This is a genomic window from Vibrio sp. VGrn 2 (assembly GCF_009361695.1).
GTDB classification, from domain to species: Bacteria; Pseudomonadota; Gammaproteobacteria; order Enterobacterales; family Vibrionaceae; genus Vibrio; species Vibrio diabolicus.
In genome coordinates, this window is sequence record NZ_RBWD01000008.1 from 87,867 (window position 1) to 113,684 (window position 25,818).

Annotated in this window: 24 protein-coding genes and 2 pseudogenes; 11 read left to right on the forward strand and 15 right to left on the reverse strand. The window is 43.1% G+C overall.

The features are described from left to right. Positions 1–17: 17 nt before the first annotated feature. Positions 18–1,475: a DUF3360 domain-containing protein gene (locus D8S93_RS14490; RefSeq protein WP_152813911.1), complete on the reverse strand. Its 1,458-nt coding sequence runs from the start codon at positions 1,473–1,475 to the stop codon at positions 18–20. Between the two features lie 486 nt (positions 1,476–1,961). Here D8S93_RS14490 and D8S93_RS14495 point away from each other — a divergent pair, with 486 nt between their 5' ends. After that, positions 1,962–2,375, forward strand: coding sequence for a VF530 family DNA-binding protein (locus tag D8S93_RS14495; protein ID WP_005391068.1), 414 nt, complete (start codon positions 1,962–1,964; stop codon positions 2,373–2,375). A gap of 150 nt (positions 2,376–2,525) precedes the next feature. On the opposite strand, the gene D8S93_RS14500 is transcribed toward D8S93_RS14495, so the two are convergent. Continuing rightward, on the reverse strand, positions 2,526–3,776 hold the full coding sequence (locus D8S93_RS14500) for a DEAD/DEAH box helicase (protein ID WP_152813913.1): 1,251 nt from the start codon (positions 3,774–3,776) through the stop codon (positions 2,526–2,528). Between the two features lie 371 nt (positions 3,777–4,147). Beyond that, the gene (locus tag D8S93_RS24840) at positions 4,148–4,306 is read right to left on the reverse strand and encodes a hypothetical protein (protein ID WP_193621615.1); all 159 of its coding nucleotides are present in this window, start codon (positions 4,304–4,306) and stop codon (positions 4,148–4,150) included. A gap of 37 nt (positions 4,307–4,343) precedes the next feature. On the opposite strand from D8S93_RS24840, the gene D8S93_RS14505 reads away from it, so the two are divergent. Then, positions 4,344–5,549: an MFS transporter gene (locus D8S93_RS14505; RefSeq protein ID WP_152813916.1), complete on the forward strand. Its 1,206-nt coding sequence runs from the start codon at positions 4,344–4,346 to the stop codon at positions 5,547–5,549. Beyond that, the gene (gene yidZ, locus D8S93_RS14510) at positions 5,524–6,480 is read left to right on the forward strand and encodes an HTH-type transcriptional regulator YidZ (RefSeq protein ID WP_152813917.1); all 957 of its coding nucleotides are present in this window, start codon (positions 5,524–5,526) and stop codon (positions 6,478–6,480) included. Before D8S93_RS14505 ends, yidZ begins: the two co-directional genes overlap by 26 nt. 258 nt (positions 6,481–6,738) lie before the next feature. On the opposite strand, the gene D8S93_RS14515 is transcribed toward yidZ, so the two are convergent. Then, positions 6,739–7,533, reverse strand: coding sequence for an AraC family transcriptional regulator (locus D8S93_RS14515; RefSeq protein ID WP_170902612.1), 795 nt, complete (start codon positions 7,531–7,533; stop codon positions 6,739–6,741). 122 nt (positions 7,534–7,655) lie between these two features. Here D8S93_RS14515 and D8S93_RS14520 point away from each other — a divergent pair, with 122 nt between their 5' ends. Beyond that, complete coding sequence (locus D8S93_RS14520) at positions 7,656–8,462, forward strand: sulfite exporter TauE/SafE family protein (RefSeq protein WP_152813919.1); 807 nt, start codon at positions 7,656–7,658, stop codon at positions 8,460–8,462. 122 nt (positions 8,463–8,584) lie between these two features. Here D8S93_RS14520 and D8S93_RS14525 read toward each other — a convergent pair whose 3' ends face one another. From D8S93_RS14525 to D8S93_RS14545, 4 genes are all read right to left on the reverse strand, one after another. Then, positions 8,585–9,604, reverse strand: a complete 1,020-nt coding sequence (locus D8S93_RS14525) for an alpha/beta hydrolase family protein (protein ID WP_152813921.1) — start codon at positions 9,602–9,604, stop codon at positions 8,585–8,587. Between the two features lie 462 nt (positions 9,605–10,066). Further along, entirely contained in the window at positions 10,067–10,882 is an 816-nt protein-coding gene (locus D8S93_RS14535; RefSeq protein WP_095661245.1) for a macro domain-containing protein, read from the reverse strand. Next, positions 10,866–11,879 (reverse strand): retron St85 family RNA-directed DNA polymerase, encoded by a 1,014-nt coding sequence (locus D8S93_RS14540; RefSeq protein WP_152813923.1) that lies wholly within the window; start codon positions 11,877–11,879, stop codon positions 10,866–10,868. Before D8S93_RS14540 ends, D8S93_RS14535 begins: the two co-directional genes overlap by 17 nt. A gap of 1 nt (position 11,880) precedes the next feature. Next, entirely contained in the window at positions 11,881–12,885 is a 1,005-nt protein-coding gene (locus D8S93_RS14545; RefSeq protein WP_095661247.1) for a retron St85 family effector protein, read from the reverse strand. Positions 12,886–13,202: 317 nt separating this feature from the next. Between D8S93_RS14545 and D8S93_RS14550 the strand changes: the two genes are divergently transcribed. Beyond that, positions 13,203–13,388, forward strand: coding sequence for a hypothetical protein (locus D8S93_RS14550; protein WP_152813925.1), 186 nt, complete (start codon positions 13,203–13,205; stop codon positions 13,386–13,388). Positions 13,389–13,483: 95 nt separating this feature from the next. After that, positions 13,484–14,668 (forward strand): hypothetical protein, encoded by a 1,185-nt coding sequence (locus tag D8S93_RS14555; RefSeq protein ID WP_152813927.1) that lies wholly within the window; start codon positions 13,484–13,486, stop codon positions 14,666–14,668. Positions 14,669–14,841: 173 nt separating this feature from the next. Here the strand turns inward: D8S93_RS14555 and D8S93_RS14560 are convergent. Further along, positions 14,842–15,191: pseudogene (locus tag D8S93_RS14560) on the reverse strand (IS1-like element transposase); the annotation flags it as partial. 421 nt (positions 15,192–15,612) lie between these two features. Here D8S93_RS14560 and D8S93_RS14565 point away from each other — a divergent pair. Next, positions 15,613–17,217, forward strand: a pseudogene (locus tag D8S93_RS14565) (S8 family peptidase). A gap of 785 nt (positions 17,218–18,002) precedes the next feature. Then, the gene (locus D8S93_RS14575; protein ID WP_152813929.1) at positions 18,003–18,251 is read left to right on the forward strand and encodes a hypothetical protein; all 249 of its coding nucleotides are present in this window, start codon (positions 18,003–18,005) and stop codon (positions 18,249–18,251) included. Between the two features lie 139 nt (positions 18,252–18,390). On the opposite strand, the gene D8S93_RS14580 is transcribed toward D8S93_RS14575, so the two are convergent. Next, the gene (locus D8S93_RS14580; RefSeq protein WP_152813931.1) at positions 18,391–18,636 is read right to left on the reverse strand and encodes a hypothetical protein; all 246 of its coding nucleotides are present in this window, start codon (positions 18,634–18,636) and stop codon (positions 18,391–18,393) included. A gap of 40 nt (positions 18,637–18,676) precedes the next feature. Beyond that, positions 18,677–18,892: a DUF3820 family protein gene (locus D8S93_RS14585; RefSeq protein ID WP_005375557.1), complete on the reverse strand. Its 216-nt coding sequence runs from the start codon at positions 18,890–18,892 to the stop codon at positions 18,677–18,679. Between the two features lie 143 nt (positions 18,893–19,035). On the opposite strand from D8S93_RS14585, the gene D8S93_RS14590 reads away from it, so the two are divergent. Beyond that, complete coding sequence (locus tag D8S93_RS14590; protein ID WP_152813934.1) at positions 19,036–19,344, forward strand: cysteine-rich CWC family protein; 309 nt, start codon at positions 19,036–19,038, stop codon at positions 19,342–19,344. 38 nt (positions 19,345–19,382) lie between these two features. On the opposite strand, the gene D8S93_RS14595 is transcribed toward D8S93_RS14590, so the two are convergent. Then, positions 19,383–19,727, reverse strand: coding sequence for a HopJ type III effector protein (locus D8S93_RS14595; protein WP_065646937.1), 345 nt, complete (start codon positions 19,725–19,727; stop codon positions 19,383–19,385). A gap of 199 nt (positions 19,728–19,926) precedes the next feature. On the opposite strand from D8S93_RS14595, the gene D8S93_RS14600 reads away from it, so the two are divergent. Beyond that, a complete protein-coding gene (locus tag D8S93_RS14600; RefSeq protein WP_152813936.1) occupies positions 19,927–21,696 on the forward strand; it encodes a choice-of-anchor I family protein in 1,770 nt (589 codons plus the stop codon). Positions 21,697–21,767: 71 nt separating this feature from the next. Here D8S93_RS14600 and D8S93_RS14605 read toward each other — a convergent pair whose 3' ends face one another. Both D8S93_RS14605 and phhA read right to left on the reverse strand, forming a co-directional pair. Next, positions 21,768–22,106 carry a 4a-hydroxytetrahydrobiopterin dehydratase gene (locus D8S93_RS14605; protein WP_005375563.1) on the reverse strand — a complete coding sequence of 113 codons (339 nt, stop codon included), beginning with the start codon at positions 22,104–22,106 and terminating at the stop codon, positions 21,768–21,770. Beyond that, entirely contained in the window at positions 22,096–22,890 is a 795-nt protein-coding gene (gene phhA / locus D8S93_RS14610) for a phenylalanine 4-monooxygenase (RefSeq protein WP_005391119.1), read from the reverse strand. The genes D8S93_RS14605 and phhA overlap by 11 nt, the downstream gene beginning before the upstream one ends. A 222-nt stretch (positions 22,891–23,112) precedes the next feature. Here phhA and D8S93_RS14615 point away from each other — a divergent pair, with 222 nt between their 5' ends. Continuing rightward, a complete protein-coding gene (locus D8S93_RS14615) occupies positions 23,113–25,086 on the forward strand; it encodes an acetoacetate--CoA ligase (protein ID WP_152813938.1) in 1,974 nt (657 codons plus the stop codon). Between the two features lie 155 nt (positions 25,087–25,241). Here D8S93_RS14615 and D8S93_RS14620 read toward each other — a convergent pair whose 3' ends face one another. Further along, positions 25,242–25,817, reverse strand: coding sequence for a class I SAM-dependent DNA methyltransferase (locus D8S93_RS14620; RefSeq protein WP_193621616.1), 576 nt, complete (start codon positions 25,815–25,817; stop codon positions 25,242–25,244). Position 25,818 lies beyond the last annotated feature (1 nt).

Consider the following 25,818-nt stretch of genomic DNA (forward strand, 5'->3'; position numbering starts at 1 on the left):
TTTAGAGCGTAATTCGATTAACCGATCAGAGCAGGAATGCCCGGAAGCTGACCAACGACAGCAAGGGAGCCTGCACAGACGATAAATGCAGTGCCAGGAATCAGGTATTTATCTTTTCTCGAGAGTTCGTTGGCACGCTCATGGTCGCCGATAAGTCCAAGGTTATCCAGCAGCATAGTGATTGCCCAGCCAAAGACTGGATTAACGAATGCACAGGCAAAAATACAGATACCTGCACTGAGTGAATCTTTATGCTTGTGGATCATCTGCATACCCGCTTCAAGAAGTGGTAAGAATACACCGACAATCAAAGCAACACGCAGAACAGGCTCCCACATCGCTAGATCCATAGGGTAACCAATTACCGCCGCGGCAATACACATGAACCCCGTTAACAGTGCGCCACCTGGAATCGGACGTTTGGCAATGGCGGCAGGAATCATGTAAGTACCCCAAGAAGAAGCCAGGTTACCGCCCCCTAATAGTGAGCCAACCCCCTGACGAACAGACGCTCCGACCATCGTGTCGTCGACATCCATTAGCACGCCTTTCGCCTCTTTTGGGTAGTTAAGTTCTTGAAACACACGATGGCCTAGGTAGTCAGGTGACCACATAGCGACTGCCAGTAGCGCAAATGGAGTCACGGCAATAAAGTGCTCTAAGGTTGGCCAACCTAGTTGCCAGCCTGTATCTTCACCCCACCAGTAGAATGGACTGAAATTAGGCAGGCCCGGTTCTGTGGTAAAAGCAAACTCAGCGCCCATCAAATAAGCAACAATACCCGCGAGTGCAGAGCACAGTGGGATTGCCAACCAACGCTTGTTGATCTTAGCTAGGTAGGCATAAACCATAACCGTTAGACCAATGACAACAAACGAAATGTAACCTTGGTCTGTACTTGCAGCCCACGCCTCAGTCTTATTAATTTGTCCGAGCACCCCAACAGCGCCTAGGTAGATCAATAACCCTCCTCGAACTCCAATGCCAGTCAAGGTCATGAGTTTAGAACCGCCTTTAGTCAAAGCGAGAATTAAGCCAAAAGCACATACCATCAAGCCAAGCGCCAGAGGATGCCCTCCTGCAGCAGCAATCATGGGAATCAGCGGTATCATTGGGCCGTGGGTACCGGCTAGGTTTGCATTCGGGTTTAGGATGGCAGAAAACAAAATAACGAACAGAGCACCCGCGATAAGCAATTCGTAACGCACATTTTCTGCAACGAACTCCGGAGATAAACCGAACTGAGCAGCAAAGGCAGCAACCATAGCGGTGACCATAACCACTTTACCAATGGTTGCGGCTAATGCAGGCACCCAGTCTTCGATTTCAATACTGTAATCACGTGATGGCAAATGAATACCCCAGCGACGAAAGCTCATGATGGTTAAATCATGGTTTAGAAAGTCTTCACGACTTTCAAATTCATGCGGTTTTTTGCGCACATCCCTGTAAAAGGTCTTACTTGAGTCAGACATTGAGCTATCCTTTGTTATATTTCAACGTTGAACTATGCCAACTAGAGTTTCGCTTGGTATACAGACCAATACGAGACAACACCCACATCAAACATCGAGGCCACACCAAGAAAGTGGTATGGCTAATTTTTGATTTGAACCTATTAAGCATGTATTGCTATCGGTAGGAATATTAGACATTAGTAAAAGAACAACAAAAATCTCACTTATTACACAAAGATTTAACATTACATTAGAGTACGCTGATCTTTAGTGAGAGTTTTTGAACAGCAATTCAACAAGAGGAACAGTCGCAACTCCACCTGTGCTTTTCAAGGTAGAAAAAACATATCCGTATTCACACAAGTAATTGGTTAATTTTGCTCATGCAAGTACGCACTAACAACATCAAATCGAGTTGCAACCCAAACCACGCTGCCTAACTATAGATATCTCTGTAATGTATACTTTGCTAAACTCCACCCTTTGATGAGTAAGGCCCCTAAAATGATGACTGACGAAGAAAGAATCGAACTGCAACGGAACAACCCACTGCACGGGTTAAAGCTAGAAACTATGTTGCAAGAGTTGGTGGATTTTTATGGCTGGGACATTCTAGATACAGCAATGCGCTTTAATTGCTTTAACACTAAGCCTTCGATTGCAAGTAGTGTGAAGTATTTAAAGAAGACCGAATGGGCGAGAGAAAAATTAGAAAACTTTTACCTTTATCGCTTTAAGCGCATGCCACGCGCAAGTGAAGAAGAATATGATTTACCACCGAGAGCTCGTACGTTCCCTCATGGTCTTGAACCTAAAGAGCCAATGCCGCTAACCGTTGACTCTATCCTCAAGTCACAAGCTAAAGCTGCATCCGCATTTAAAAAACGCTCACCTCGTGGACGTCCGACGCGTCGATAGTACATAACCTTGAAAAGCAATAGAGCCCTACTGGTAGCTCCAGCAAGGCTCTATTGTTCTTTAAAGAAATGGCTAGAAGCGAATACTCAAGCTAGTGCGCCCCCTTCTCCAGCGCCTCCCATAAGTAAACTCACATGTAGTTTACGTTTTCTATTGATTGCGCTTTTTCTTCTTTTTCCCTGTACCTGCTGGCTTTGCACGCGGCTTCATCGGTAAAAAGTAGGCTTCACTTTGGTCGTCTTCCACTTCAAAGCCCTCTACCTGCTCACGTTCAAGTTGGAACTTATTTTTCTTTTCTATCACTTTGAAATGGTGATAGTCATCGTAATCGATAAGGGATAGCCCTAGACCCACTTCACCAGCACGACCACTGCGACCGATTCGATGCATATAGTCAGCAGGACTACGCGGAAGATCGAAGTTAATCACCACTGGCAGCTTTTCAATATCAAGGCCACGTGCTGCGATATCGGTGGCAATAAGAACTTGAATCTCGCCAGACTTAAAACCGTCAAGGACACGAGTACGAGCGCCCTGCCCTTTATCACCATGGAAAACTTCAGCAGTAATACCGCGTTTTGACAGTTTTTGAGCTAAATGGTTACAGGCATTCTTAGCATTCACAAAAATCAAAGTTTGTCGCCACTGATGCTGTTTGATTAAGTGCGCGAGTACCGCCGTTTTCTCACCTTTATTTACACTAAACACGCGTTGCACCAAAGTGCTGGCTTCTGCGCTCTGCAACTGAACTTCAACAGGGTCACGGAGCAAGTGCTGAGCCAGCGTCGTGACTTTATCAGGGAAAGTAGCAGAAAATAACAGCGTCTGTTTCTTCTCTGGCAGTAACGCAAGAATCTTATTAAGTTCTTCGGTAAATCCGAGGCTCAACATACGGTCAGCTTCATCGAGCACGAGCGTTTTTACTTGGTCCAACTTAATCGCGTTACTGGATACCAGATCAAGTAATCGACCCGGCGTAGCTACGATAATGTCACAGCCACCACGAAGCGCCAGCATTTGTGGGTTCACCGATACACCACCAAATACGGCAACCGTTTTGATCTTATCTCTAAGATGGTATGAGTAAGATTTGACGTTGTATGCCACCTGTGATGCCAGCTCACGAGTTGGAACTAAAATCAGGTGAGAAACGAAGTTACCACGGCGATGATTTGTTTCGTTTTGCTGAACAATTTTTTGCAGAATTGGCAGCGAAAAAGCAGCGGTTTTACCAGATCCCGTATTGGCACCGCCAACAATGTCTTTCCCTTCAAGGATATAAGGAATGGTATGAGATTGAATGGGCGTCGGTTGGCTGTATTCTAACGCTTCTAGTCGCTCGACTAAGGTTGGAATCAGGCCAAGATCGGCAAATGTCGCTTGCTGTGTTTTATCTGTCATTACGATGAGTGGCTCAGTGCTAGTAAAGGCCGTGTATCTTATGCTATTTCGCGTCTGGATGTTAGAGATAATGAGCCAAACAGAAGACTGGTGAGAGAAGCACTGTAGGGAGCAGGAATTTCCTTTCACTAAAATGAGTTAATGGTTTCTATAACCCTCACGATGGTAGCGTTCGCGACGAACACTGGAAAAAGGAGCCAGGCCAGTCTGACTCCTGTAAAGCCAAAACACATTGTATCTTGGAAAAATTAAGGTTGCAGAGACAGACCAGCTCCGCTTGAAAGGCTTAATCATACTATCTAAACCTTCGGTGTTGAGAGCTTAATATAGCTTGAGAAAACTCCAGCTCACTAATGTCCATCGTTATCTATTTAGCTAATGTTGTGGATTCGGTTGTATAGATTACTTTCGCCCGATACCAGGTTCTTCTCAGTGTACGTTTGACTGCTGTAGCCACAATCGTTGCTGATGTCGTATATGGAAATACCTGTTGTCAGAAAGGTAACACGCCAAGATGAGTAATGTTGCATATCATCCTCGTAAGCCCAATTCCTTCACGAGGTAGTAATGGAACAAATTAATTTACCCCGATATCTGATATGTAGCTTCGCCTTTGTGTTGCTTTATCCTACGGCAATAGATCTCTACTTGGTTGCTTTACCACAAATCGCCAATGACCTGTCTGCGAGCGAATCACAACTTCATATTGCCTTTTCTATTTACCTCGCTGGTCTAGCATCGACGATGGTTTTTGTTGGGCGAGCTGCTGATTGTTTTGGACGCAAACCTGTTGCCATTTGCGGTGCAGTGATTTTTACCCTTGCATCAATGTTCGCGGGCTCTGCTGAGACCAGTAATAGCTTCCTAATAATGCGCTTCTTTCAAGGTGTAGGTGCCGCATGTTGCTATGTAGTGGCCTTCGCCATTTTGCGCGACACTTTAGGTGACCCAAAGCGAGCTAAGGTTCTATCGATGCTCAATGGAATTATCTGTTCTATCCCAGTACTTGCCCCCGTGATCGGCAATCTGATTATGATCAAGTTTCCGTGGCCCGTGTTATTCACTGCCATGGCGATGATGGGTATTGCGATAGGCTTAATTGCTTGCTTTGTCTTAAAAGAAACCTTGCCTAAAACCAAGCGCACACTTTTAGATGTGAGTGAAGATTCGAACGAATCACTATATAACCGTTTTTTTATATCGCGCGTTATTTACACATCTTTAGGCGTCACAGCGATTCTCTCTTATGTAAATACGTCACCAATGATAATAATGGATTCGATTGGCTTTACTCGAGGCGATTACTCAACCACGATGGCACTACTCGCAATGGTAGGTATGGCAACATCGTTTTCAGTACCATTTGCTTTGTCTTACTTCAAACAAACCACATTGATGTTCGCTGCACAAATGACCAATTTCCTGTCGGCTATCGTTATTCTCGCGGCTCACTTGAATAGCGATAGTCCGACACTTTATATGGTAGGATTCACTCTGCTCAGCATGAGTTTCCCTATGGGGTTTGGTGTGGCGATGAGTCAAGCGTTAAGCCAATTCTCACGCAAAGCTGGACTTGCAAGCTCTATGCTTGGCATAGGTCAGGTTTCTTGGTCTGCACTTTACATTTGGTTGATGGCGGCGTTAGGTGTGTCGGCTGTGATGATGTTAATGATAGCGTTGGTTGCTAGTAGCGTTATTGGACTCTCCATAATATTATTATTTCCAAATCAGAACGTTAGTGAGCCTCATGAAGAAATCTCTTGCCCGACTTGATCTTAATTTACTGCTCACTCTGCAATTGCTACTGCAAGAGCAGAGTGTTACTAAAACGGCGAAAAAACTTAATGTAACTCCCTCAACCGTGAGTAAGTCTTTAGGCAAATTGCGCGCTTGGTTTGATGACCCGCTTTTTGTGAATACGCCGCAAGGCCTAAAGCCAACAAATCTCGCGACAAACGTGCAAGTGCTTTTGTCAGACTGGATGCAGATCGGTAACCAGATTGTTTCACACCGAGGTGATGATGCGCCAAGCGGGGTTAAATTTCATCTTGGAGTAGAGTCGCCATTGTCACTCATCATGGCGGATGAACTGACCAAACGAATCCATGATTTTTACCCAGATTCAACGGTAAAGTTCCATAACTGGGATTACGACTCGTTAGACGCCATTACCAGCGGTGAAGTGGATATTGGTTTTACTGGCCGTGAAAGCCATCCTCGCTCCAAAGAGTCGTTAGAACTGCTCCCGTATTTTATTAATTTCGAAGTGCTGTTCTCGGATTTACCTATGGTGTATGTCCGCAAGGATCATCCTGCACTCAAGCAAAAGTGGAATTTAGATACTTTCTTAAGCTATGCCCACATCAATGTAGCATGGGAGAAAAATGACAGTTGGGCATTGGATGAGATCTTGGCTGAACAGGGATATACTCGAAACGTTAGCCTAACGATGGCGAGTTTCGAGCAAGCTTTATTTGTTGCAGAAAAGCCCGACCATCAAATGTTAACCACTGCACCAAAATATTGTCAGCGATACTGCGAACAGCTTCACCCCAACTTAATAGCGTTGCCTATCCCCATTGCGGAAGATTATCAGCACAAGCTACTGATTCCATTTACTATGATTTGGCACAAGCGCAATAACCAGAACCCTAAAATTGTGTGGTTGAGGGAGACGATAAAGAGCCTGTATGGCACAAGTTGAACGGGTAATTTTGAAGTAGATTTAAAGCAAAGGAATGAACATTCTCCCCCCTTTATGTTGTCAATAACCGTAGGAGTGTGGTCTTGCCTTCCATTAGATTAAGTATTTTAAAATCTTGAACTCTATTATCCACTTCGAAATTGATTTCAGCTCATTTGGGCAGAAAGAAGCTAGAAGCACTTGCTTATGTTGGGTGAGTAAATGTATGTAAAACCTCAGTACATAAAAACGAACCTAATTTAGGTAAGCTCTTGGCAACTATATGCCACGACTCGAAAAGTAACGAGTGGGTGAATCACCATAGACCCGACGAAACATAGCGATAAAGTTACTGGGCGTCGAATAACCCAAAGCATGTGCAACCGCTCCTACGGACTCTCCGCGAGCCATCATTTCTAACGAATGTATTAGCAGTGCTTGTTGCCGCCATTCACTAAAACTCATGTTTAACTCACTTCGAATCAATCGTCTTAACGTCCGAGATGAGACGGCCCCGATATTTGCCCAATGCTCCACAGAATGTTTGCTGTTTGGGTCTATTAAAATTGCTTGAGTAACTTTTTGCAGTCTCGGATCTCTGGGCTGTGGGATGTGGAGTGACTCATGAGGGCTATTGACGATTTCATCAGATATTACGGCAAGAATACGTAAAGACTGTATGGATAGATCGTCTGTTTTGCTCCATATCGATGCTCTAACCGATAGGGCTTTCAACACATCGCTCATTTGGATCACGCAAGGTCTCATTGGAAACCGCTCACAACTCTCTGGAGTAAACAGTAATGAACGACCTTTCAGAGAACCACAAAAATAAACACTGTGCATCGCACCCGGGGGGATCCAACCAGCTCGGTGAGGTGGTAGTATCCACGTTCCTTCATCGGTTTTGACCTGAATTAGCCCTTCATCTATACACAGTAACTGGCCTCGATGATGACTGTGCCAATTATGTGGCCGTTGCTCCAAATGGTTGAAGTCGCTCCTTTCATGCTGCCACTCCTTAGCGATCAACGCGGCGCCATTTTTCCATTCGCTGTAATCAGAGTTTGTCACTTTATTTACTCAATTCCATTTTGGCCATTATTCATTATTTTCTGTCCTCTTAACGTTACCATAGCAAGTTAGCGTTCGAGTAACATTTTAGCAACGACCATTTTATCGAAGGCAGAACCATCATGAACGAACCTATCTTTATTATCTATTACATTACAGCAGGCTTGGGCATTGGCTTTCTCGCAGGACTCGTTGGTGTGGGTGGTGGTGGAATGGCCGTCCCTATTTTTGCGTTTCTGTTTTCACTACAGGGAATAGCTGATACAGAAGTGGTCCATCTTGCGTTAGGGACATCAATGGCTTCAATGATTATTACAACATTGGGCAGCATGCGCGCTCACTACAAAAAAGAGAATGTAGACTCGACAATGGTAGTAAAAATGTTGAGCGGAGTTCTAATCGGAACATTTTGCGCCACATTCGTAGCATCGTATCTACAGGGAATCTATCTGGCAGTTTTTTTCTGCGTATTCATGTTGTATGTAGCTTATAAGATGTTTCTCAACACTGAAAATGAGCACAACCCGACCCCACATGGGGCTATCGGTAACATCACTGTAGGCTCTGTGATTGGCTCTGTATCAGCACTTGTCTCAATAAGCGGTGCGGGGTTGATCATCCCCTATCTTGTCCAGCAAAATTTTGAGGTAAAACGAGCTATAGGCACCTCTGCTGCGATAGGTTTCCCTATAGCGCTATCAGGAAGCCTCGGTTACATGTTAAACGGATGGGAAAATACAGATTGGAACAACTTAGTATTAGGATACATATACCTTCCTGCAATGATCAGCTTCTCCATTAGCAGCTACTTAACTACTAGCCTCGGCGTGCGTTGCGCAGAGTATTTCCCAAATAAAGTTCTTAAGAAAATCGTTGGTATTTTGTGTGTTCTTCTGAGTTTTAAAATGCTGGTACAAGTACTTAATTAAGGCAAGTAATACAGTCATCAGTATGTCTTGCAATATGTTGTGGGGACAAACCTGAAAAACTTACTTCTCGCTTTGCTGGTCCAAGCACACAATGTGTAAGAAAGCTCCGCATTGTTGCACTCTTATGACTTTGTTAAGCTAGCCAGAATTACATCCAAAATTTGCTGGTGATTGTCCTTTCTGGAAACCTCGTCACGCTCCTGGCAAAGTGCTTCCTCCCCTTCTGATGCGAGAATTTTAATGCCACGCTCAGTACATTCTGCGAACGCACTAAACTGACTCGCACTGGGAATCTCTTGAAATGTCACATTGGGAAGAGCAACAAGTGATTCGGCTGGTGTCAGTGCGGGATGTACCCGATCAGAAAGCGTCACCACGGTGATGGTATTTTTCATCAAGGCCAAAGTTTCAGGGACAAAAGTTTTCGTTAGCTCAGGGTTGATAACGACGACCGATTTCAGTTTGCTTTCAGACTGAAATCGGGGGAATTTTTGATCCGGGATGTTGGTAATATCAACGTTATTTTCACGTAACCAATGACAGTCTACATTGGTGGCGTTGTGACACGATGTTCGATATTTTTCCGGGCTTATTTGCGCTCCGGAGAGCATCAGCATAGATGTGCCACCCAGAAAAAAGCCGACACCCTGCACTTCATCAGTATCTACACCTCCGGACAGTATCCCGACCGAACTTAATTCGTTCAGCCCAAGCACCAAATCACTAGTCCTGAAAGTGATTTCATCAACAGCCATTTCTGCATTGATTTCGTTTGGTGCAGGAGGCTTTGGTACAACAACGATATAACCTTGTTTCGCTAGGCCTGAAGCTATCCAACCACTATGGGAAAATGCTGACCGTGTTCCGCCCTGCGACAAAAGCACAACGGGAAATTTTCCACTTGCTAAAGGAGCATCTAACTGCATTTCGACTGATTTAAAAATGTTACCCCTACCAAACGTGAAGTTGGTTTTTCCGTTCGTTGTGGGATACCAGTAGTAGACTTCTACAGGCTTGTCTCTGTCTTCACTGAATACCGTTTTGACTGTTAGCGCAGAATGGTATTTCGGCTCATTCGTACTGGCGCTGACACTGACACACAATGAAGCGAGTAGAAACGACATTATTATTTTGGTTTTCATTTTTACCCCAGCCGATCAATACATTACTCTGCACGGCATCTGGAAAAATAACGCGCAGGAGATTCTCCATATATTTTGCGAAACATAGCAATAAAGTTACTTGGAGTCGAGTAACCCAAAGCAAGTGTCTGCTTTGAACTACGCCAGCAAGCTTTTGGACAGAAATACGTTAGAGTGTTTGCTTGATTTAGCAAATCATGGATTAGTTCAGCTATGGCAAACATCATTGAACTTAACTTACAGAAGAGTAGTATTAAACAGAACAATTTTGAATAGCAAGTCTTGAGAAGGCTGGATTGACTTTTTATCGCTGACTACTCGAATAAACTTTATGCAGAATGAGCGTTGTCTAACGCCGTAATGACTAAGCCGCAAAGTAACGAAACTAGCTGATGACAATCATTACAAAAAGCAGTTTGGGACTAGAAAATAAAAAAGCCAAACAGTGTTGGCTTTTAGCAATTAGTTCGTTACATCATAATAATATTTTATTAATTTCAAACTAATCTCTTTCTTGAGAGGTTTAGCTAAAACTAAATTAATTCCATTGACGAGGGTTAAATTGTCTTTTATCTTTAATGAAAAAATCAAGAACTCGAGCAACCGTTGTTTTGAAGCTTTAACCCCTGAATGACCAGAGCCAAGCAAAGGCATATTTACAGGATAACCATTTGAATTATTCTCAATAAAATCAATGAGTTTTATTACAACTTCTTGGTATTCTAAGTTCGTCAATTGGGCTCTATTATTTTCATCAAATCTAGTGAAAGCAACGAGGAAAAATATTTGGTTATCTCTTTGTATTTTTATGGTAGTGCCTAGTGGATACTTTACTTTATTGCCAACTTCTCTACTCGGAACAGATTCACCCTTATAATTACTCAGTTTAAGCTTAATTTCTGAATCAAGAAGTTCAATGTCATCTGAAAAGTATTTTTCTATTAGTTTTCCATGTAAAGTATTTCTTGAGATAACTTCATCATCAACCAATACATCGAAGAAATCATTTACAGGTATGACTGTAATTCCATTTTCCGCAAATATGTCACCATATTTAACATTCAACATAACTCTATCAGAAATTTTAACATCTATATTGCTTCTTTCTCTTGTTATAATCAAAGATATAATAGAACTAAGAATAGCAATTCCTATATAGGTTTCAATCACATATCCAGCGTAGTAGGTGGAGAATTGACTGTTAACAGAACTAAATATCGTCAACAAAGCACTAATCGCACCAATTACTGAAAAGAAAGCTCTAAAAAACAATGTCATTATCATCCTTACTTTGTGTTTTTTCTTCCTCAGATTCTTCTTTGCCGTAATATTTTAGCTTGGAAATTTTAAATGATTCCTTAGCCAGCTTAGTAAAAACGGCGTCACCATACTTGTCTCGAAGAGATCTATAGAAGTTATATTCGATACTTTTTATATATGACAATGTTCCATGTAAAATGGGAATATCCTGTTCATTCAGTTTATCATTTAAATATAAGTGGAGCATTGCTCTTACTTTTTTTCGTTTATATCTCCCTACAGATAATTTATTCTCATGAGTGATAACTACTCCAGTTACTCTTTTTGATCTGTTTCTACCAATTAATACACGTTTTTTGTCATTCAAAACCAATAATGGTGTTTGTGTTTCTTCAATAAGTACCTTTAACTCTTCTTCAGCTTCTAGCAAACACTCTCTCGAACTTGCTGATAAGGTTATATCATCTGCATATCGAGTGTAAATCACACTATACTTTGAGCAGATATCACACACACTTTCGTCAAAGTTGTACATGACGATATTCGAAATAATTGGAGAAGAAGGTGCTCCAATGCTCAGTTTGAGCTTCCTGTCTGTCCTATCTAACCAGAACAGATAGTGGTTTAATATATCAACCTCTATACTAGATATGTCTTCGTACGCATCCAATAAGAAAGACTTAAGATGCTCAGGCCTTATTGAATGGAAGAAGTCTTTAAAATCTAACTTAAGAATCCATGATGATCCTTTGTGAGGTAGAGCATTGTGATAAATTGATTTCGAATCTCGATATGCAGTAGCAGAATCGTGAATGGATAAGTTCTTGAGAATCTTTTCTATAATTGCATATTGATAAAACTTGACATCTTTTGAAGGTTGAGAAATTGTTCTCAACCCACCATTTCTTTTTTTTATTTTAAATTCTTTATATTTTCTAGGTGCAGTTAGATAATTGGCTATTATTTCTTCAACACTCTTTTCTGTAAATTCAGAAATATCATATAGACTTTTCATATTAACGACCTAACCCCATAGCATACTGCCTTTCTTTATCATTTTTCAAATATAGAGAAAGTAAGGTGGACTTCACTGAACTTACAGAATAGTTTAGTTCCTTATCAGGTGTGTTTCTAAATTGATATTTTATAAAACCCTGATTCTTATCCGTAGGCAAAAAATATTTTGCCCCTGCGTTTTTCTCTTTAATCAACCCCAAATTTTTTAAAGAGTACAAATACTCTTTCAAAACCTTTTCTTCAAGATCTATTTTTAAGTGATCATTTATGTATGATTTAATTTCCCTCAGCTTAAGTGCAGAAAAAACGTATATTAAATCAGCAACGAGTAAGCACATATTTGAAGGGTTTTCTTTTGAAAAAGAGGAGGTCTGCTTGCTCTTTTCTTGAATATCATTCGCCAATTGATAACCAATCAGATTTATTAGCGATTGGAAACCTGCATCGTTTTCTATGACTTGAGATATGGTATTGTTTGTTACTTGATAGTTAACACCCCACTCGTGCCGTAGAACTGTTTTATCATTTTTTTCGAGATACTTAATCGGTCCCCATTCAATAAATGTCCGTTGACCATCACTAACATCGTTTGTGTTGTAGATTGTTATGAGCTTAGAGGATATCTCTGGCATAACACTAAAGGCTCCAAGTTCAGCATGGGCTCCGGGTCCTTCAACAATGAGTACAACTGCTGCGGCAAGACCTGCTAATAAGACTTCAAAATCAATAAGGTTATTGATGTTAGCGTCCTCTAGCCAATCATGAAATTCCTCTGCAAGAATCACATTTTGGTATAATTCTTTTTCTCTACTACTGAGATAGTGCAAAACTGCGCTGCGTAAAGACTTGACTTGATCTTCTTGCTCCTTGCCTATATTTGACAAGTCATCACCATTTAGTCCTCCACCACAAAAGAAAACGTAGTTTGGGAGGTTTTTAAGACTAATTTTTTCTACTTCAACATTGGTAAGAAATGCTGAGGTAAGTTCTTTAATATCTTCCATATGACCAACAATAACAGAAACGGCCTCATAATGAGGCCGTTCTAATCTTTACCTAGATGGGCACGGTTGCGACAACAAATCGCGAAGCGATTTTTGTCGTGACCGTGGTCAAAATATAAACAATCAAAATATTCCAGTGATACACCAGATGAAGTCAACAACGCTTCTAACGCGTAAAGATTAATAGCTATTTTTAGCTTAACTCTCGGATTTGTCAAGATTTTAAACTCAGATCTTATGTGCGCTTCTAGTCGTTAAACATAACAGTGTTCCTTCCATCACAAATCATATCGAAATGGTCCATCACAAAAGAGAAAATGAACCCCAAATATCAAGTCCACACACAACGGGCTCTGGTTTGCCCTGCATTAGCTCAAGTATTGAAGACACAAATCCTCAATGCTTTCAAGCTTTCCGACGTTAACAAACTTTGGGGCAAAGACGTGCTAGCGGTGATCGTGCTGCACTGCTTGCTGACTAATGAAGTAAGCAAGTCAAAGTAGGAAAATGAGACTTCGTAAACGCCGTAAAGTAATGCGTTGAGCTAATCTTACGGTTTGTTTTTCTCAGCGTTTTTAGGTCGCAACGGAGTTCTTTCATGAGCAATGGTCCAATCATCGTATCCCCCGAAAGCAGCGTTCAGAGGCTTCAACGAGTCGAGTTGCAGGCAGCAGGTATCTACGATGAGAAGTGGTTACAGCAACTTATCTTTGCTAACGCTGACCTATTACCCTTTTATGAGATTGATGCGGACTATACCGGTGCGATACCAGTGTGTATGGAGCTTGCCACTAAGTCGGGTCGAGTGGACTGCATCTATGTGACGCCATCGGGCCGATTGGTCATCGCGGAAACCAAACTCTATCGTAATCCTCAATCTCGTAGAGAAGTGATTGGACAGATACTCGATTACGCTAAAGACTTGATGAATTGGAGCTACGACGAACTTGATACTAAGGTTTGTGCAATTAATGGTGGTCTGTCGCTTTTTGAATTGGTTAAGGCGGATGGCCATGAAGTATTAGAAGCCTCATTCATTGATACGGTCCAGCGAAACCTCTCAAAAGGCCGCTTCTTATTATTGGTCGTGGGCGATGGTATTCGAGAGGGGGCTTTTGAGATAAAGGACTTTCTTAATACGCATGCATCAATGGAGTTTTCTTTTGCCATGGTTGAAGTGCAGATCTTCCACATGCCAGGCGAACAACTGCTCGTGAATCCTCAAGTGATGCGCAAAACTGAAATTACTGAGCGCCGAGTGATTTCGATTAATCAAGTGAGTAGTGAAGTTACTGAGAAACTGGAATCCATCAACGAGCAAAATGAATCAGCCACAAACAAAGGTTCTGGTCAATCCTATGAGTATTGGAGTGCATTGCTTGATTATCTTGAGCTTGATGACACTAGTGTAAGGTTACCAACCCCTTCGACTAAGGGGCACTTATGGTTCGAGTTACCACCAAGGGCACACAATAGTTGGATAACAACTTACCGATCTAAACCCAATGAGGTGGGTGTCTTTGTGAGATTCAGAAATGACGCACTTGGGCAATACTTGTTTGAGTACCTGTATGCTAGGCGAGAGTCATTGATGCCACTATTGCCGGAGGACTCTGAATTTGTCCCAGAGAAGCTAAAAATCTCGCTACCTGTAATAACTCTTGACTGGCAGAACGAAGAGTCTTGGAAAGAAGCGTTTGATTTCTACCAGTTGCGTTTAAATCAAATTTACCCCATCGTTAAGCCTTTGCTGCTGCAAGCGCTCAATGCGTATGAAAATTAACGGCGTTTATAACCACAAACTGTACAACAAATAAAGCATAAGATGATAGTCCTCCGACTTACCAGACACTACACAGACAAGGAAAAGTAGGTCAAACCCACTCACTGTGATTTGTGAGATTGAGCGTCACTGGCACGGAAAGGAGCAAAGGTGTGTTGCAGTTCTTAAATGGGAAAGTGTTTTTCCTCATATTCTTCAACCAATGCAGCTAGCCTTTCAAGTTTACAAATTAGTCTTATATTTGCTCTATCGAAAGGTATTGAGGTTACTTACCTTGGCGAGATTTTTTTAAAGTGCTCAATACCGTGTTGTATGCGACATTCAACACTTGTGCTGTTTCCCTAACTCCAGAGCTATTCATTGACATATCGACAATTTTTTCTTTTACATCTGGCTTGCGGGCTTCGTAAACTTAATCGAGTTGAAAGCCCTTTCGACATTCGATACACCTGAAACGAGGAAAGCCAGAATGCCCTTTTCCATGTTCACGGACGGGCTCTGTTTTATTACAGAAACGACATTGAACTTAGATAGTAGCCATGAGTTAAAAAACATCAGAAACCAGGTGGCTATATTAACATCTATCAACCAATTTGAGTCATGACCAATGAAAGGATAGTTAGGTTTTTATTGCGTAAATTATCGGTAAGAATAGTGCATATAACAGGCAATAAGCTAGGTGTGTAGAATTATTCTATTTTAGGGATTTTGCTCTAAATCTAAATGAATCTTTGCATTTCAATTTCAATAAAGCTTAGTTATTGATCATGTTTCTGAGTATGCGAATTATTATCAATTATGCATATGGTTACTCATTGTCTAGTTTGATTTGTGTAACGTCACTGCAGCACGTATTGAGCGTACTACGCTGATTGTCTGTGTTTTCGTGTTGACAGTTTGGTACTAGGTAAAATCAACAAGACTATGATTTCAAGGAACATTTTATGTTAAAGAAACTACTAAGTTGTTGTATCACCTCCGCGCTCTGTTTTCATTCTTCTCTCGCTTTTTCGCAACCCAATGAGATTGCGGACAGTGCAGAGTTACAACAAGCTCCCGACACACTGCCTGCCACTTTGATGCTTGCACCGGACGACATCGCCATTGCAGATCGATATATAGTGGTATTTCAACAACCGCAAATGATGGCGAGCAGCTCACCGGAATTCGAGCAATTCACGCAACAGTCTGTAGACCGCATGTCTGGTTTGTATTCGATAAAAGTGGAGTCGGTTTTTGACCACTCGATAAGTGGATTTGTCGCTAACTTGAGTCCTGAGCAACTGAAAGATCTGCGTTCTGATCCTCGTGTGGACTACATTGAGCAAGACAGAATCCTATCGCTTGACCCAATAGTCTCGGCAGACGCAAATCAAACCAATGCCATTTGAGGACTAGACCGAATCGACCAACGAAACTTGCCACTCGATAACAACTACAGTGCCAACTTTGATGGGACTGGGGTAACGGCTTATGTTATCGATACTGGTGTGAATAACGCGCATGTTGAGTTCGGTGGTCGCTCGGTTTCTGGGTATGACTTTGTCGACAACGATGCAGATGCAAGTGACTGTAATGGACACGGCACACACGTGGCGGGCACCATTGGCGGCAGCTTGTATGGTGTTGCGAAAAACGTCAACCTTGTCGGCGTAAGAGTATTGAGCTGTAGCGGATCGGGGTCTACGTCTGGTGTTATCGCCGGCGTGGATTGGGTGGCTGCGAACGCTTCCGGACCTTCAGTCGCCAATATGAGTTTAGGTGGCGGTCAATCTGTCGCTCTCGATAGTGCGGTGCAAAGTGCGGTTCAATCAGGTGTCAGCTTTATGCTAGCAGCAGGTAACTCGAATGCTGATGCTTGTAACTACTCTCCAGCGCGCGTTGCTACTGGTGTAACTGTCGGCTCGACCACCAGCACGGATGCACGTTCGAGTTTTTCAAACTGGGGCAGTTGTGTGGACGTATTTGCGCCAGGCTCACAAATCAAATCTGCGTGGTATGACGGTGGTTACAAAACCATTAGTGGTACATCGATGGCGACGCCACATGTAGCGGGTGTAGCAGCATTGTATCTTCAAGAAAACAGTTCACTGTCTCCAAGCCAAGTAGAGGCCTTGATCGTTAGCCGCGCAACTAGCGGAAAGGTGACGGACACAAGAGGCAGCGTGAACAAGCTACTTTATAGCTTAACGGATGCAGATTGTGGCCAAGACTGCGGTGGCCCAGATCCAACACCGGACCCAGAAGGCAAATTAACCTCGGGCGTGCCAGTAAGTGGTTTAAGTGGTTCAACTGGTCAAGTAGCGTATTACTATGTTGATGTCGAAGCTGGGCAGCGCTTAACCGTACAAATGTATGGTGGCAGTGGTGATGCAGACCTGTATCTCCGTTTTGGTGCAAAACCAGCACTGAACGCATGGGACTGCCGACCTTTCAAATACGGTAACAATGAAACATGTACGGTCAGCGCGACACAAAGTGGACGCTACCACGTCATGATTCAAGGCTACTCAAACTATAGCGGTGTCAGCATTCAAGCTAACTACTAGTTAGTTGTTATTCTCGTTACTAAAAGAGAACAAAGCCCGCTTTTCGGTGGGCTTTGCTTTCGGGAATACTAAGTTTAATAGGTGGCGTTCGATGCTATTCAAACGCACCGGCCTTTTTCTTCAAGAACTCAACTCGAAGCGACATCGAAGCTTTCTATTAGTTAGTAGTTAGTACACCGCATAAGTCGGAATCTCCAAGTCGTGTACATCAAATAGGATGCGAACTTAATCTCCTCGAGCTAACTCTTTCTCCATCATAAATCTTGGCATGATGGCAAACCCAAGATGATACAAAACAAATTCTTTACTGTGACCGCGGTTCTCACTTGCACTTTTAGGCTGTGAGACAAACGCGTGACCTGACCTTGGCTGTTGGTCATCGTGAACGATATGGTGGCTAATCCGAGAAGATTGTATCCACTCAAAACTCAGACCCTATACTGCACATGTTGATGGGCTGGCAACGGTAACATTGGATGAAATGGGCCTTGAACCACGGCAAGATCATTATAAATGGGAACTATTAGGCAAAGAGACGATCAAACGAGCTAAATTGGAATGGGGCAAAGACGTTACAAACCATACAGACACGCCTCTGGATATAAATGCTCTAGTCCTTTTCTATTAAATCATTAATAACCAAGGATATTGCAAAGAGAGTTGTGGACAGCTAGCTCGAGCTGTAGGCTTGTGCTAGCCAGGGCGCCTGACATTGGGAGAGCACTAAACATAAACCTTGGATTCTGCTACCGTAAAGCCCATATTTAATTTGAGAGAGATGGATAATGAACGACAGTTGGGCTAACTTCTTTCCGTACTTTGCTGGAGCTTTTAAGCTTATTGTACTAGGTATTGGAGCCTACTTAGCTATTAAATGGCATTTTGATGAAGAGCGAAGAGTAAGGGAGGCCGAAGGCGTGGTATTCGATAAACCAAGCTTCAAGAAAAAGCTCGCAATGATGCTAACCTTCCCATTCTTTCTAGGTCTTCTAGTCCTTCTCGTTATTTATGCAACTAACTGGTTTCTCTACTGACGGACTTTATTGATACGATCAATGTTTAAGCTCTCAACGGGTTTGGAGCAAAAAAGAGTCAGCCTAACGGTCTGGCTCTTTTGATGAAAACACATGGTATCGTGGAATAACTAGGGAAGCTGTGGCAGGTTACACTCACTTACTCCTTAGGCAGGTGACCAGTTTCCTTCGCAAGCTTTTGCATCGCCTCGGCAAACGTTGTTGTCCCGCCTTTAGCTTTAACCTGTATTACCTTATACCCCATTTTTTCCAACGCTTGGCGCTCTGCCAAAACAGCTTTGTCATCTTGCTGGCTACCTTGAGCTAGCTGATGAATGTAACATCCCTCTAATTTACCATCTTCGACCAATTGGTGGTGTTTCAGTGCATCGATATCAAAATTCATAATAAGTCTTTTCATTAAAAGTGGGAGTTTCTGTGGCTAGTTACATACGCTTCAAAGGCTTCACGACACTATCTAAGCCTTCAATTTTGAGCGCTAAACACAGCTTGAGCAAATCCCCTAGTTCGCCGCTTGGCCAGCCCTTTTTATCGAACCACAGTAAGTATTCTTCAGGTAGGTCGATTAACACTCGCCCTGCATATTTGCCAAATGGCATTTGCATTCTAGCGAGTTTAATGAGGTTTTCTTTTTCTAACATAAGTGACAAAGATTTGAGGTAACTCGTCCAAGAATATCACTGCCGCCCCCTCCTCACCAGCAAATCGCACTCACGTTTATTTTGGCGGCTTTGACTCGCTTTGTGCTAGAGTACGCGGCATAAAAAATGAGAACGAGAAAGCAATGAAGTCACCTTGTCGAGCAGCATGTAAAAATAACGCCGGAATATGCTCTGGTTGTCACCGAACGATGGATGAAATCATCCAATGGAAAGACAAAACCGATCTCCAACGAAACACGATTATCGAACAAATCGCAGGAGAAGATTCAACGCACAGTTGTCCTGAGTGCGGGACTCAAGCCCATTGTGATATCGCCGCAGGCAAAGAGACATGCTGGTGCTTTACTATTGAAACCCGTGATTTACCCAAGCCAAACACCAACCAGCTGTGTTTGTGCCGAAAATGTCTAGAAAAAAAGCCAGTCGCGTAATACGACTGGCTTACTGATCATCGTTTTCTGACTGGTGTTTATTTAGCGGTTAAAGCGGGTGCTTCAAACTTAATACCATCCCACCCTGTTACCATAAAATTACGAATATTCTGGTGATCGCTATTCTCTGGATGCTGCAATACATCTTCACGATAAAAACGGCCAAAGCAGGCTAGTGTCGCTTCTTTGTCTAGGTTATTTAGCAAGCCGAAAGCGAAGATCTTACACGAACCGTTGTTCTCACCTGCATTGTTTTGCGTCTCACCATTAACAAAAGCGGTTGGCTCAAACGTATAGTTATCTTCGATCACCGCCATCGTTGCTTCAAACTCGACCTGCTCTGGTGAAGCTGCCAATAAATCTAAAAACGATTTTAATTCCATTATTCCTCTATCCCTACTTCATCATTTTGATGACATATTAGTTTCATAAAAAGCCAATATAAGAGTCATCAATCATACATATATTCAGAGCCTTACCAAATCACACGTCATTCAGCGTTCCATCATTCCAATTGCGGAAATGGACAGAAGCATAAACCCCATGCTGATTGACAACGTATCGGATTGATAAGGAGATATCATGATCACCCCTTTAAAGGCAATCGGTGCACTCGCATTGTCATCACTTGCCATCGCGTGTTCATCACAACCCGAAGATACCGTGGCTTCATTCGCTACACAATGCAAACCTACCACTGCGCTCGTTGCTGGGGAAACTTCAATTCAAGGGTTAACGTTTATCGGGACATCCGTTGCTGATGCCCCATTCGACACATCGGCAGCTGAAATCGTCAGTTATGACGCCTGTACGGATAAGCTCTATGTGGTCAATGCTCAAGCAAAACGTGTCGATGTACTTTCTATGGATGACAACGGCGTACCAACGCAAAGCGCATTCATTGACCTCAACAGCGCTGGCGAAGCAGCGGGCATTGAAATTGGCGCAGCAAACAGTGTCGCTGTATTCAATGGTTTGGTCGCGGTTGCGATTGAAAACAGTAATAAACAAGCGAATGGTATTGTTGGTTTGTACCGCTCCGACGATTTGTCATTAGTCACGACTTTCCCAACAGGCGCTTTGCCAGACATGGTGGGCTTCTCGAAAGATGGCCGATACATCGCAACCGCTAATGAGGGCGAACCAAACAGCGATTACAGCGTCGATCCTGAAGGTAGCGTCACTTTGATCGATCTGAACCTTGGCGTTACTCAAGCAGAAGTGACACAAATTGGCTTTAATGAGTTTGATGGTTCACGAAAAGCAGAGCTCCCAATGAATGTGCGTATTTCGGGGCCAAATGCCACTATCGCTCAAGATCTAGAGCCTGAATACCTCACTTTTGCAGATAACGGTAAAATCTATGTCGCGCTACAAGAAAATAACGCCATGGCAATCGTCAATCCAGTGAGCAAATCGGTAGAAAAAATTGTTGGCTTAGGTGAGAAGTCTTGGTCGGACGCTAAACTCGATGCATCTAACAAAGACAAAATTATTGGAAACTTGAAAAGCTACCCACAACTGGTTGGCTTATTTATGCCTGACACCATCGACAGCTACTCAGTGGATGGGAGTACTTACATCGTATCTGCAAATGAAGGAGACGGGCGTGAGTACGGATTCAAAACCACTCAAGAACACTGCGACAAAGCAGGCTTGATGTGGGATGAAGACGATTTCCTTGGTACAGATGAATACACATCTGAGCAAGGGACCTGTCTAAGCCATGTTGATGAAGTGCGCGGTAAGAAGCTGAAAGTAGCAGCAGAGCACCCACTGGCAGAAGCACTAAAAGACAACAAACAACTCGCGCGTTTAAAAGTGATTAAGCCGGAACAAACGCTTTCTGCACAAGAGAATGTTCAAGCATTTGGCGCGCGTTCATTCTCGATTTGGGATGAAAACGGCAAGTTGGTCTTCGATAGTGGTGACGATTTCGCGACCATCGCGCTGCTGAATGAAGGTAAAAACTTCAACAGTACCAACGATAACCATCACAGTGGCGATGACCGAAGTGATGATAAAGGCATTGAGCCAGAGGCGATTGAAGTAGCACAAATTAACGGCCGCCATTACGCGTTTATCGGCTTGGAGCGCCAAGGCGGTATTATGATTTATGACATTACCGATCCGAAACAAGTGCAGTTCCTACATTACGTAAACCGTCGTGATTACAATCAGCCAGTGTGTACACAAGTGGAAGATGGCGAATGCACGAACGACACATACAATCCAAAAGCAGGCGATTTAGGCCCAGAATCCATTAATTACTTTACTCGCAATGGTGGTCATTTTATCGCTGTTGGCAATGAAGTATCTGGCACGACATCCGTCTTCCGAATCAATCTATAAAGCAATGTAAAAGTCATACAGAAACACAACGCCCGGCATAAAACCGGGCATTTTTTGTGTGAGGTAATGTCCTACTCTGCCGATGCTAGTGCGTCACACTTTGATGCGCAGATAAAATCGTTTTTATGCAGACCTTTGATAGAGTGACTCCACCACGTTACGGTGACCTTACCCCACTCCAACAAAATAGAAGGATGGTGGAACTCATCTTCTGCCAGTTCCGCGATTTTGTTACTGAAAGCCCATGCTTGTTTGAAGTTTTTGAATTTATACACCTTTTCTAGTTGAGGTATGTCTTCTCTTTCAATGATCTGCCAATCAGACAATTGCAGCAGCAGAGATTGTTGTTCTTCTTTGCTTAGTGCAATGGCATCGATACTACAAGCTTCGCATTTTTGTTCATTCAACATGAGCAGGTTCCTTTGGTTCAAAAAGTGGAGGAAGCAGTCCAGCTTCAATCGCTAGATCGGCTTGTTTCAATAAATTTAACTGACTGATTTTAAAGAGCTGAGAAAAGTCATCAATCACGTAGTACTTCGGTTGCATTATGTCGATACGATAAGGCGTTCTCAGCACAGTTTGTAATTCAAATGGGTCGCGAATTGCTACATCACTCTCTAATGCGTAGAGGGTTTCGCCAGGAGATGAGAGAATACCACCACCGTAAATTTTGGTTTTGTCCCCTTCTTTCACCAAGCCAAATTCTACGGTAAACCAGTAGAGACGAGCGAGATACGCTCTTTGTTTTGGTGTAGCGGCTTGCCCTAGTTGACCATAATGTTCGGTAAATGCAGCAAAATCTGGGTTGGTTAACATCGCACAATGACCAAATATTTCATGGAAGAAATCCGGCTCTTGCAAGTAATCGAACTCTTCTCTGGTACGCAAGAATGTGGCGACGGGAAAGCGCTTATTACCGAGCAGATTAAAAAAACGGTCGAAGTCAATAAGCGCAGGAACGGGCTCCACTTGCCAACCTGTTGTCTCCATCAGGACACGATTAATTTCTGGCAATTGAGGAACGCGGTCTTGAGGTAAATCAAGCAGCGTTAAACCGTGTAAATAAGCCTTACAAGCTCTGTTTTGGATCACACCCATTTGTCGTGTTACCAAATCTCGCCAAATGGCGTCTTCTTCACGGCTCCATTCAACCCTGCCTTCCTGGTTTACGGGTTTAGAACGATACTGAGTCATGGCACATCTCCATTAACAAATCCTTTACATTAAGCCTATCTTCAGTCTTGAGAGCTTCCAATCCCTACACGATTTTCTCAGTATCGATTCGATGTAACATATTGTTTACAACACGTCGTAACTGCATGATTTTTATGACACGATATAATATCTAGCTTGTTTGACTTTATCGTGTATTCCTCTCAAACTAAAATCTGTTACCACTTTGTTATAGAGGGACCTATGCGCGAGAGCAGCAAAGTATGGCAACCGAGCGAAAGTCGTATCGAAGAAGCCAACATCACACAGTTTATTGAACACATTAATCGACAAGGAAATACCATTGAAGACTTCGCCGATCTGCATCAATGGTCGCTCGATCATGTGGAAAAATTTTGGCAAGAAGTCTGGTTATTCTGCGACGTCATTGGTACTCAAGGAGAGACCGTAAAGGAGCAAGCAGAAAGTCGCTGGCAGCAACCCGTCGAAAATAGGGACATGAAATGGTTCCCAAACGCACAAATTAACTACGCCGAAAACTTGCTAACCTACGCGTGTCACCAACCCGATGATCTCGCGATTTGGTTTGAAAATGAACGTGAAGAAAAGCAAACCTACACATGGAAACAATTGTGTGAAGAAGTTTCGAGTGTCCAGCAATGGTTGAAAGAATGTGGAATCAAGCAAGGTGATGTCGTCGCTGGCTATTTGCCTCACTTACCTCAAACGGTGATAGCCATGTTAGCAACCACCAGTTTAGGGGCAACCTGGACTTCTACCTCACCTGATTTTGGCGTTGAAAGCGTTTTGGAGCGCTTTGGTCAAGTGAAACCTAAAATCCTGTTTACTTGTGATGGCTATACATTCAATGGCAAAACTTTCGATATGTCTGAGAAAAACCAGCATATTGCGGATCATCTTGATGGTCTTAAACAGGTTTGCCAAATTAGCTACCTGAAACCACACATTTTTGAATGCGACGTCTGCACTCAAGATTGGCAAAACGTCCTGAATCAATACACACCTGAAGCGCTGACTTTTACTCGTGTTAATTTTAACGATCCGCTATTTGTGCTCTATTCTTCAGGCACGACAGGCAAACCGAAATGCATCGTTCATTCCGTCGGCGGAACAGTGCTTAACCATTTGAAAGAGCATCAACTGCATTGCGACATCCAACCGAACGACAGAGTGTTTTATTACACGACCTGTGGCTGGATGATGTGGAACTGGCACGTTTCTTCACTCGCGAGCGGCGCATGTTTAGTAATTTTTGATGGTAGCCCTGTTTATCCCACTCATAACGTGCTTTGGGACCTCGCTGAACAAGCCGAAGTGACGCTGTTTGGAACTTCGGCGAAATACCTAGAGGCATTGGAAAAAGTTTCTTTTTCTCCGCCGAAAAGTGATGTATTTCCAAGTCTGAAAACCATTTGCTCAACGGGCTCAGTTCTGTATCCAGAACAGTTTGATTATGTCTATCAGCACATTAAAGAAGATGTCCACCTCGCATCGATCTCAGGCGGGACAGACATTTGTGGCTGCTTTGTGTTAGGCAACCCTATTTCTCCCGTTTATCGAGGAGAGTGCCAATCAGCGGGATTAGGGGTCGATGTCAGAGTCTTTAACCCGCAGGGTAATAGCGTAATCGGAGAGCGCGGTGAGTTGGTTTGTGCCAATTCATTGCCCAACTTCCCCGCTGGCTTTTGGAACGACACCGGGGAGAGATATCATCGTGCTTATTGGGATAAGTTCGACAATATTTGGCACCACGGCGACGATGTTGAACAAACCAGCGTTGGTGGATACGTGTTTTATGGTCGAAGTGATACCACGTTGAATCCCGGTGGCGTAAGAATCGGCACGGCCGAAATCTATCAGCAAGTGAACAGTATAGACGGTATTCTAGATTCCATCGCAGTAGGAAAAGAAGTCGATCGCAACGAACAAATATGGCTGTTTGTCCAATTAATGAAAGGGATAGAGCTCAACGACGAGATGATCGCCTCCATCAAAGCACAGCTAAAGTCTGCATGTTCTCCAAGGCATGTACCTAGTGCAATTTACGCAATAAGCGATATACCTAAGACCCGTTCGGGAAAATTGGTCGAGTTAGCCGTTAAGCAAGTCGTTAACAATCGGAGCGTAGAAAATTTAGGCGCAATAGCCAACCCTGAAGTGTTGGAGGAGATCCGCAGGATAGTCGCCCAAAAATAACCTCAGAACACTTGGTTGTTAGAGACCCACTTTGCTTACACCCCCAGCGACAGGTTGAAGAACAAGTGAGATTAACTTAGGTACATACCCTCAACCGATAAGAAAAAAGCGAGCTAGGTAGCTCGCTTTTATCATGTGGTGTTCTTTATTCAGTATTAACGGCGACCAAGCCCCATTAATACCGACATTGTTTTACCGTCAGATGTAATGTCAAAAACGTGTTGCGATTCAACCTCAGTAAAACCTGCATCTTTCAAAGCACGTTTAGACTTCTCAAGGGTAAAACCGTCTTGTTCAGATTCTGCAATCCAATCAAAATGAACAAAGTAACCGCCGTGGTTAAGTAAAGAATGCGAGATTTTTAATGACGCGTCTAAGTCTTCCACAAACGCTAAAACTGACGATGCAACTACTAGGTCAAACTGTCCACGAAACGCTGGATGCTGAGCGACCAAGCCGCGAGACAATGCATCTACGACAGGTTCTACATTGGCAAGCTCTTTTTTATCGAGTTCTTCAATCATGGCTTCCGATGCGTCTAATGCTACGATGTCTTTAACCATCGGTGACAATCGTTGACTTAACTGCCCTGTTCCGCATCCAAAATCTAGTACTTTAATGCCATCAAGCTGAGTTAGCTGTTGTAACTGCTCAAACACCGACTGCGCAAATTGCTCTGTTGCTGGATTTGATTCCCAGTTTTTTGCTAAGCCGTCCCAATCTTGTGCCATC

Excerpts from the sequence above, each read along its gene's own strand:
- D8S93_RS14490 (WP_152813911.1), bottom strand. The coding sequence starts at position 1,475 with ATGTCTGACTCAAGTAAGACCTTTTACAGGGATGTGCGCAAAAAACCG.
- D8S93_RS14495 (WP_005391068.1), top strand. The coding sequence starts at position 1,962 with ATGATGACTGACGAAGAAAGAATCGAACTGCAACGGAACAACCCACTG.
- D8S93_RS14500 (WP_152813913.1), bottom strand. The coding sequence starts at position 3,776 with ATGACAGATAAAACACAGCAAGCGACATTTGCCGATCTTGGCCTGATT.
- D8S93_RS24840 (WP_193621615.1), bottom strand. The coding sequence starts at position 4,306 with ATGCAACATTACTCATCTTGGCGTGTTACCTTTCTGACAACAGGTATT.
- D8S93_RS14505 (WP_152813916.1), top strand. The coding sequence starts at position 4,344 with ATGGAACAAATTAATTTACCCCGATATCTGATATGTAGCTTCGCCTTT.
- yidZ (WP_152813917.1), top strand. The coding sequence starts at position 5,524 with ATGAAGAAATCTCTTGCCCGACTTGATCTTAATTTACTGCTCACTCTG.
- D8S93_RS14520 (WP_152813919.1), top strand. The coding sequence starts at position 7,656 with ATGAACGAACCTATCTTTATTATCTATTACATTACAGCAGGCTTGGGC.
- D8S93_RS14525 (WP_152813921.1), bottom strand. The coding sequence starts at position 9,604 with ATGAAAACCAAAATAATAATGTCGTTTCTACTCGCTTCATTGTGTGTC.
- D8S93_RS14535 (WP_095661245.1), bottom strand. The coding sequence starts at position 10,882 with ATGACATTGTTTTTTAGAGCTTTCTTTTCAGTAATTGGTGCGATTAGT.
- D8S93_RS14540 (WP_152813923.1), bottom strand. The coding sequence starts at position 11,879 with ATGAAAAGTCTATATGATATTTCTGAATTTACAGAAAAGAGTGTTGAA.
- D8S93_RS14545 (WP_095661247.1), bottom strand. The coding sequence starts at position 12,885 with ATGGAAGATATTAAAGAACTTACCTCAGCATTTCTTACCAATGTTGAA.
- D8S93_RS14550 (WP_152813925.1), top strand. The coding sequence starts at position 13,203 with ATGAACCCCAAATATCAAGTCCACACACAACGGGCTCTGGTTTGCCCT.
- D8S93_RS14555 (WP_152813927.1), top strand. The coding sequence starts at position 13,484 with ATGAGCAATGGTCCAATCATCGTATCCCCCGAAAGCAGCGTTCAGAGG.
- D8S93_RS14575 (WP_152813929.1), top strand. The coding sequence starts at position 18,003 with ATGAACGACAGTTGGGCTAACTTCTTTCCGTACTTTGCTGGAGCTTTT.
- D8S93_RS14580 (WP_152813931.1), bottom strand. The coding sequence starts at position 18,636 with ATGAATTTTGATATCGATGCACTGAAACACCACCAATTGGTCGAAGAT.
- D8S93_RS14585 (WP_005375557.1), bottom strand. The coding sequence starts at position 18,892 with ATGTTAGAAAAAGAAAACCTCATTAAACTCGCTAGAATGCAAATGCCA.
- D8S93_RS14590 (WP_152813934.1), top strand. The coding sequence starts at position 19,036 with ATGAAGTCACCTTGTCGAGCAGCATGTAAAAATAACGCCGGAATATGC.
- D8S93_RS14595 (WP_065646937.1), bottom strand. The coding sequence starts at position 19,727 with ATGGAATTAAAATCGTTTTTAGATTTATTGGCAGCTTCACCAGAGCAG.
- D8S93_RS14600 (WP_152813936.1), top strand. The coding sequence starts at position 19,927 with ATGATCACCCCTTTAAAGGCAATCGGTGCACTCGCATTGTCATCACTT.
- D8S93_RS14605 (WP_005375563.1), bottom strand. The coding sequence starts at position 22,106 with ATGTTGAATGAACAAAAATGCGAAGCTTGTAGTATCGATGCCATTGCA.
- phhA (WP_005391119.1), bottom strand. The coding sequence starts at position 22,890 with ATGACTCAGTATCGTTCTAAACCCGTAAACCAGGAAGGCAGGGTTGAA.
- D8S93_RS14615 (WP_152813938.1), top strand. The coding sequence starts at position 23,113 with ATGCGCGAGAGCAGCAAAGTATGGCAACCGAGCGAAAGTCGTATCGAA.
- D8S93_RS14620 (WP_193621616.1), bottom strand. The coding sequence starts at position 25,817 with ATGGCACAAGATTGGGACGGCTTAGCAAAAAACTGGGAATCAAATCCA.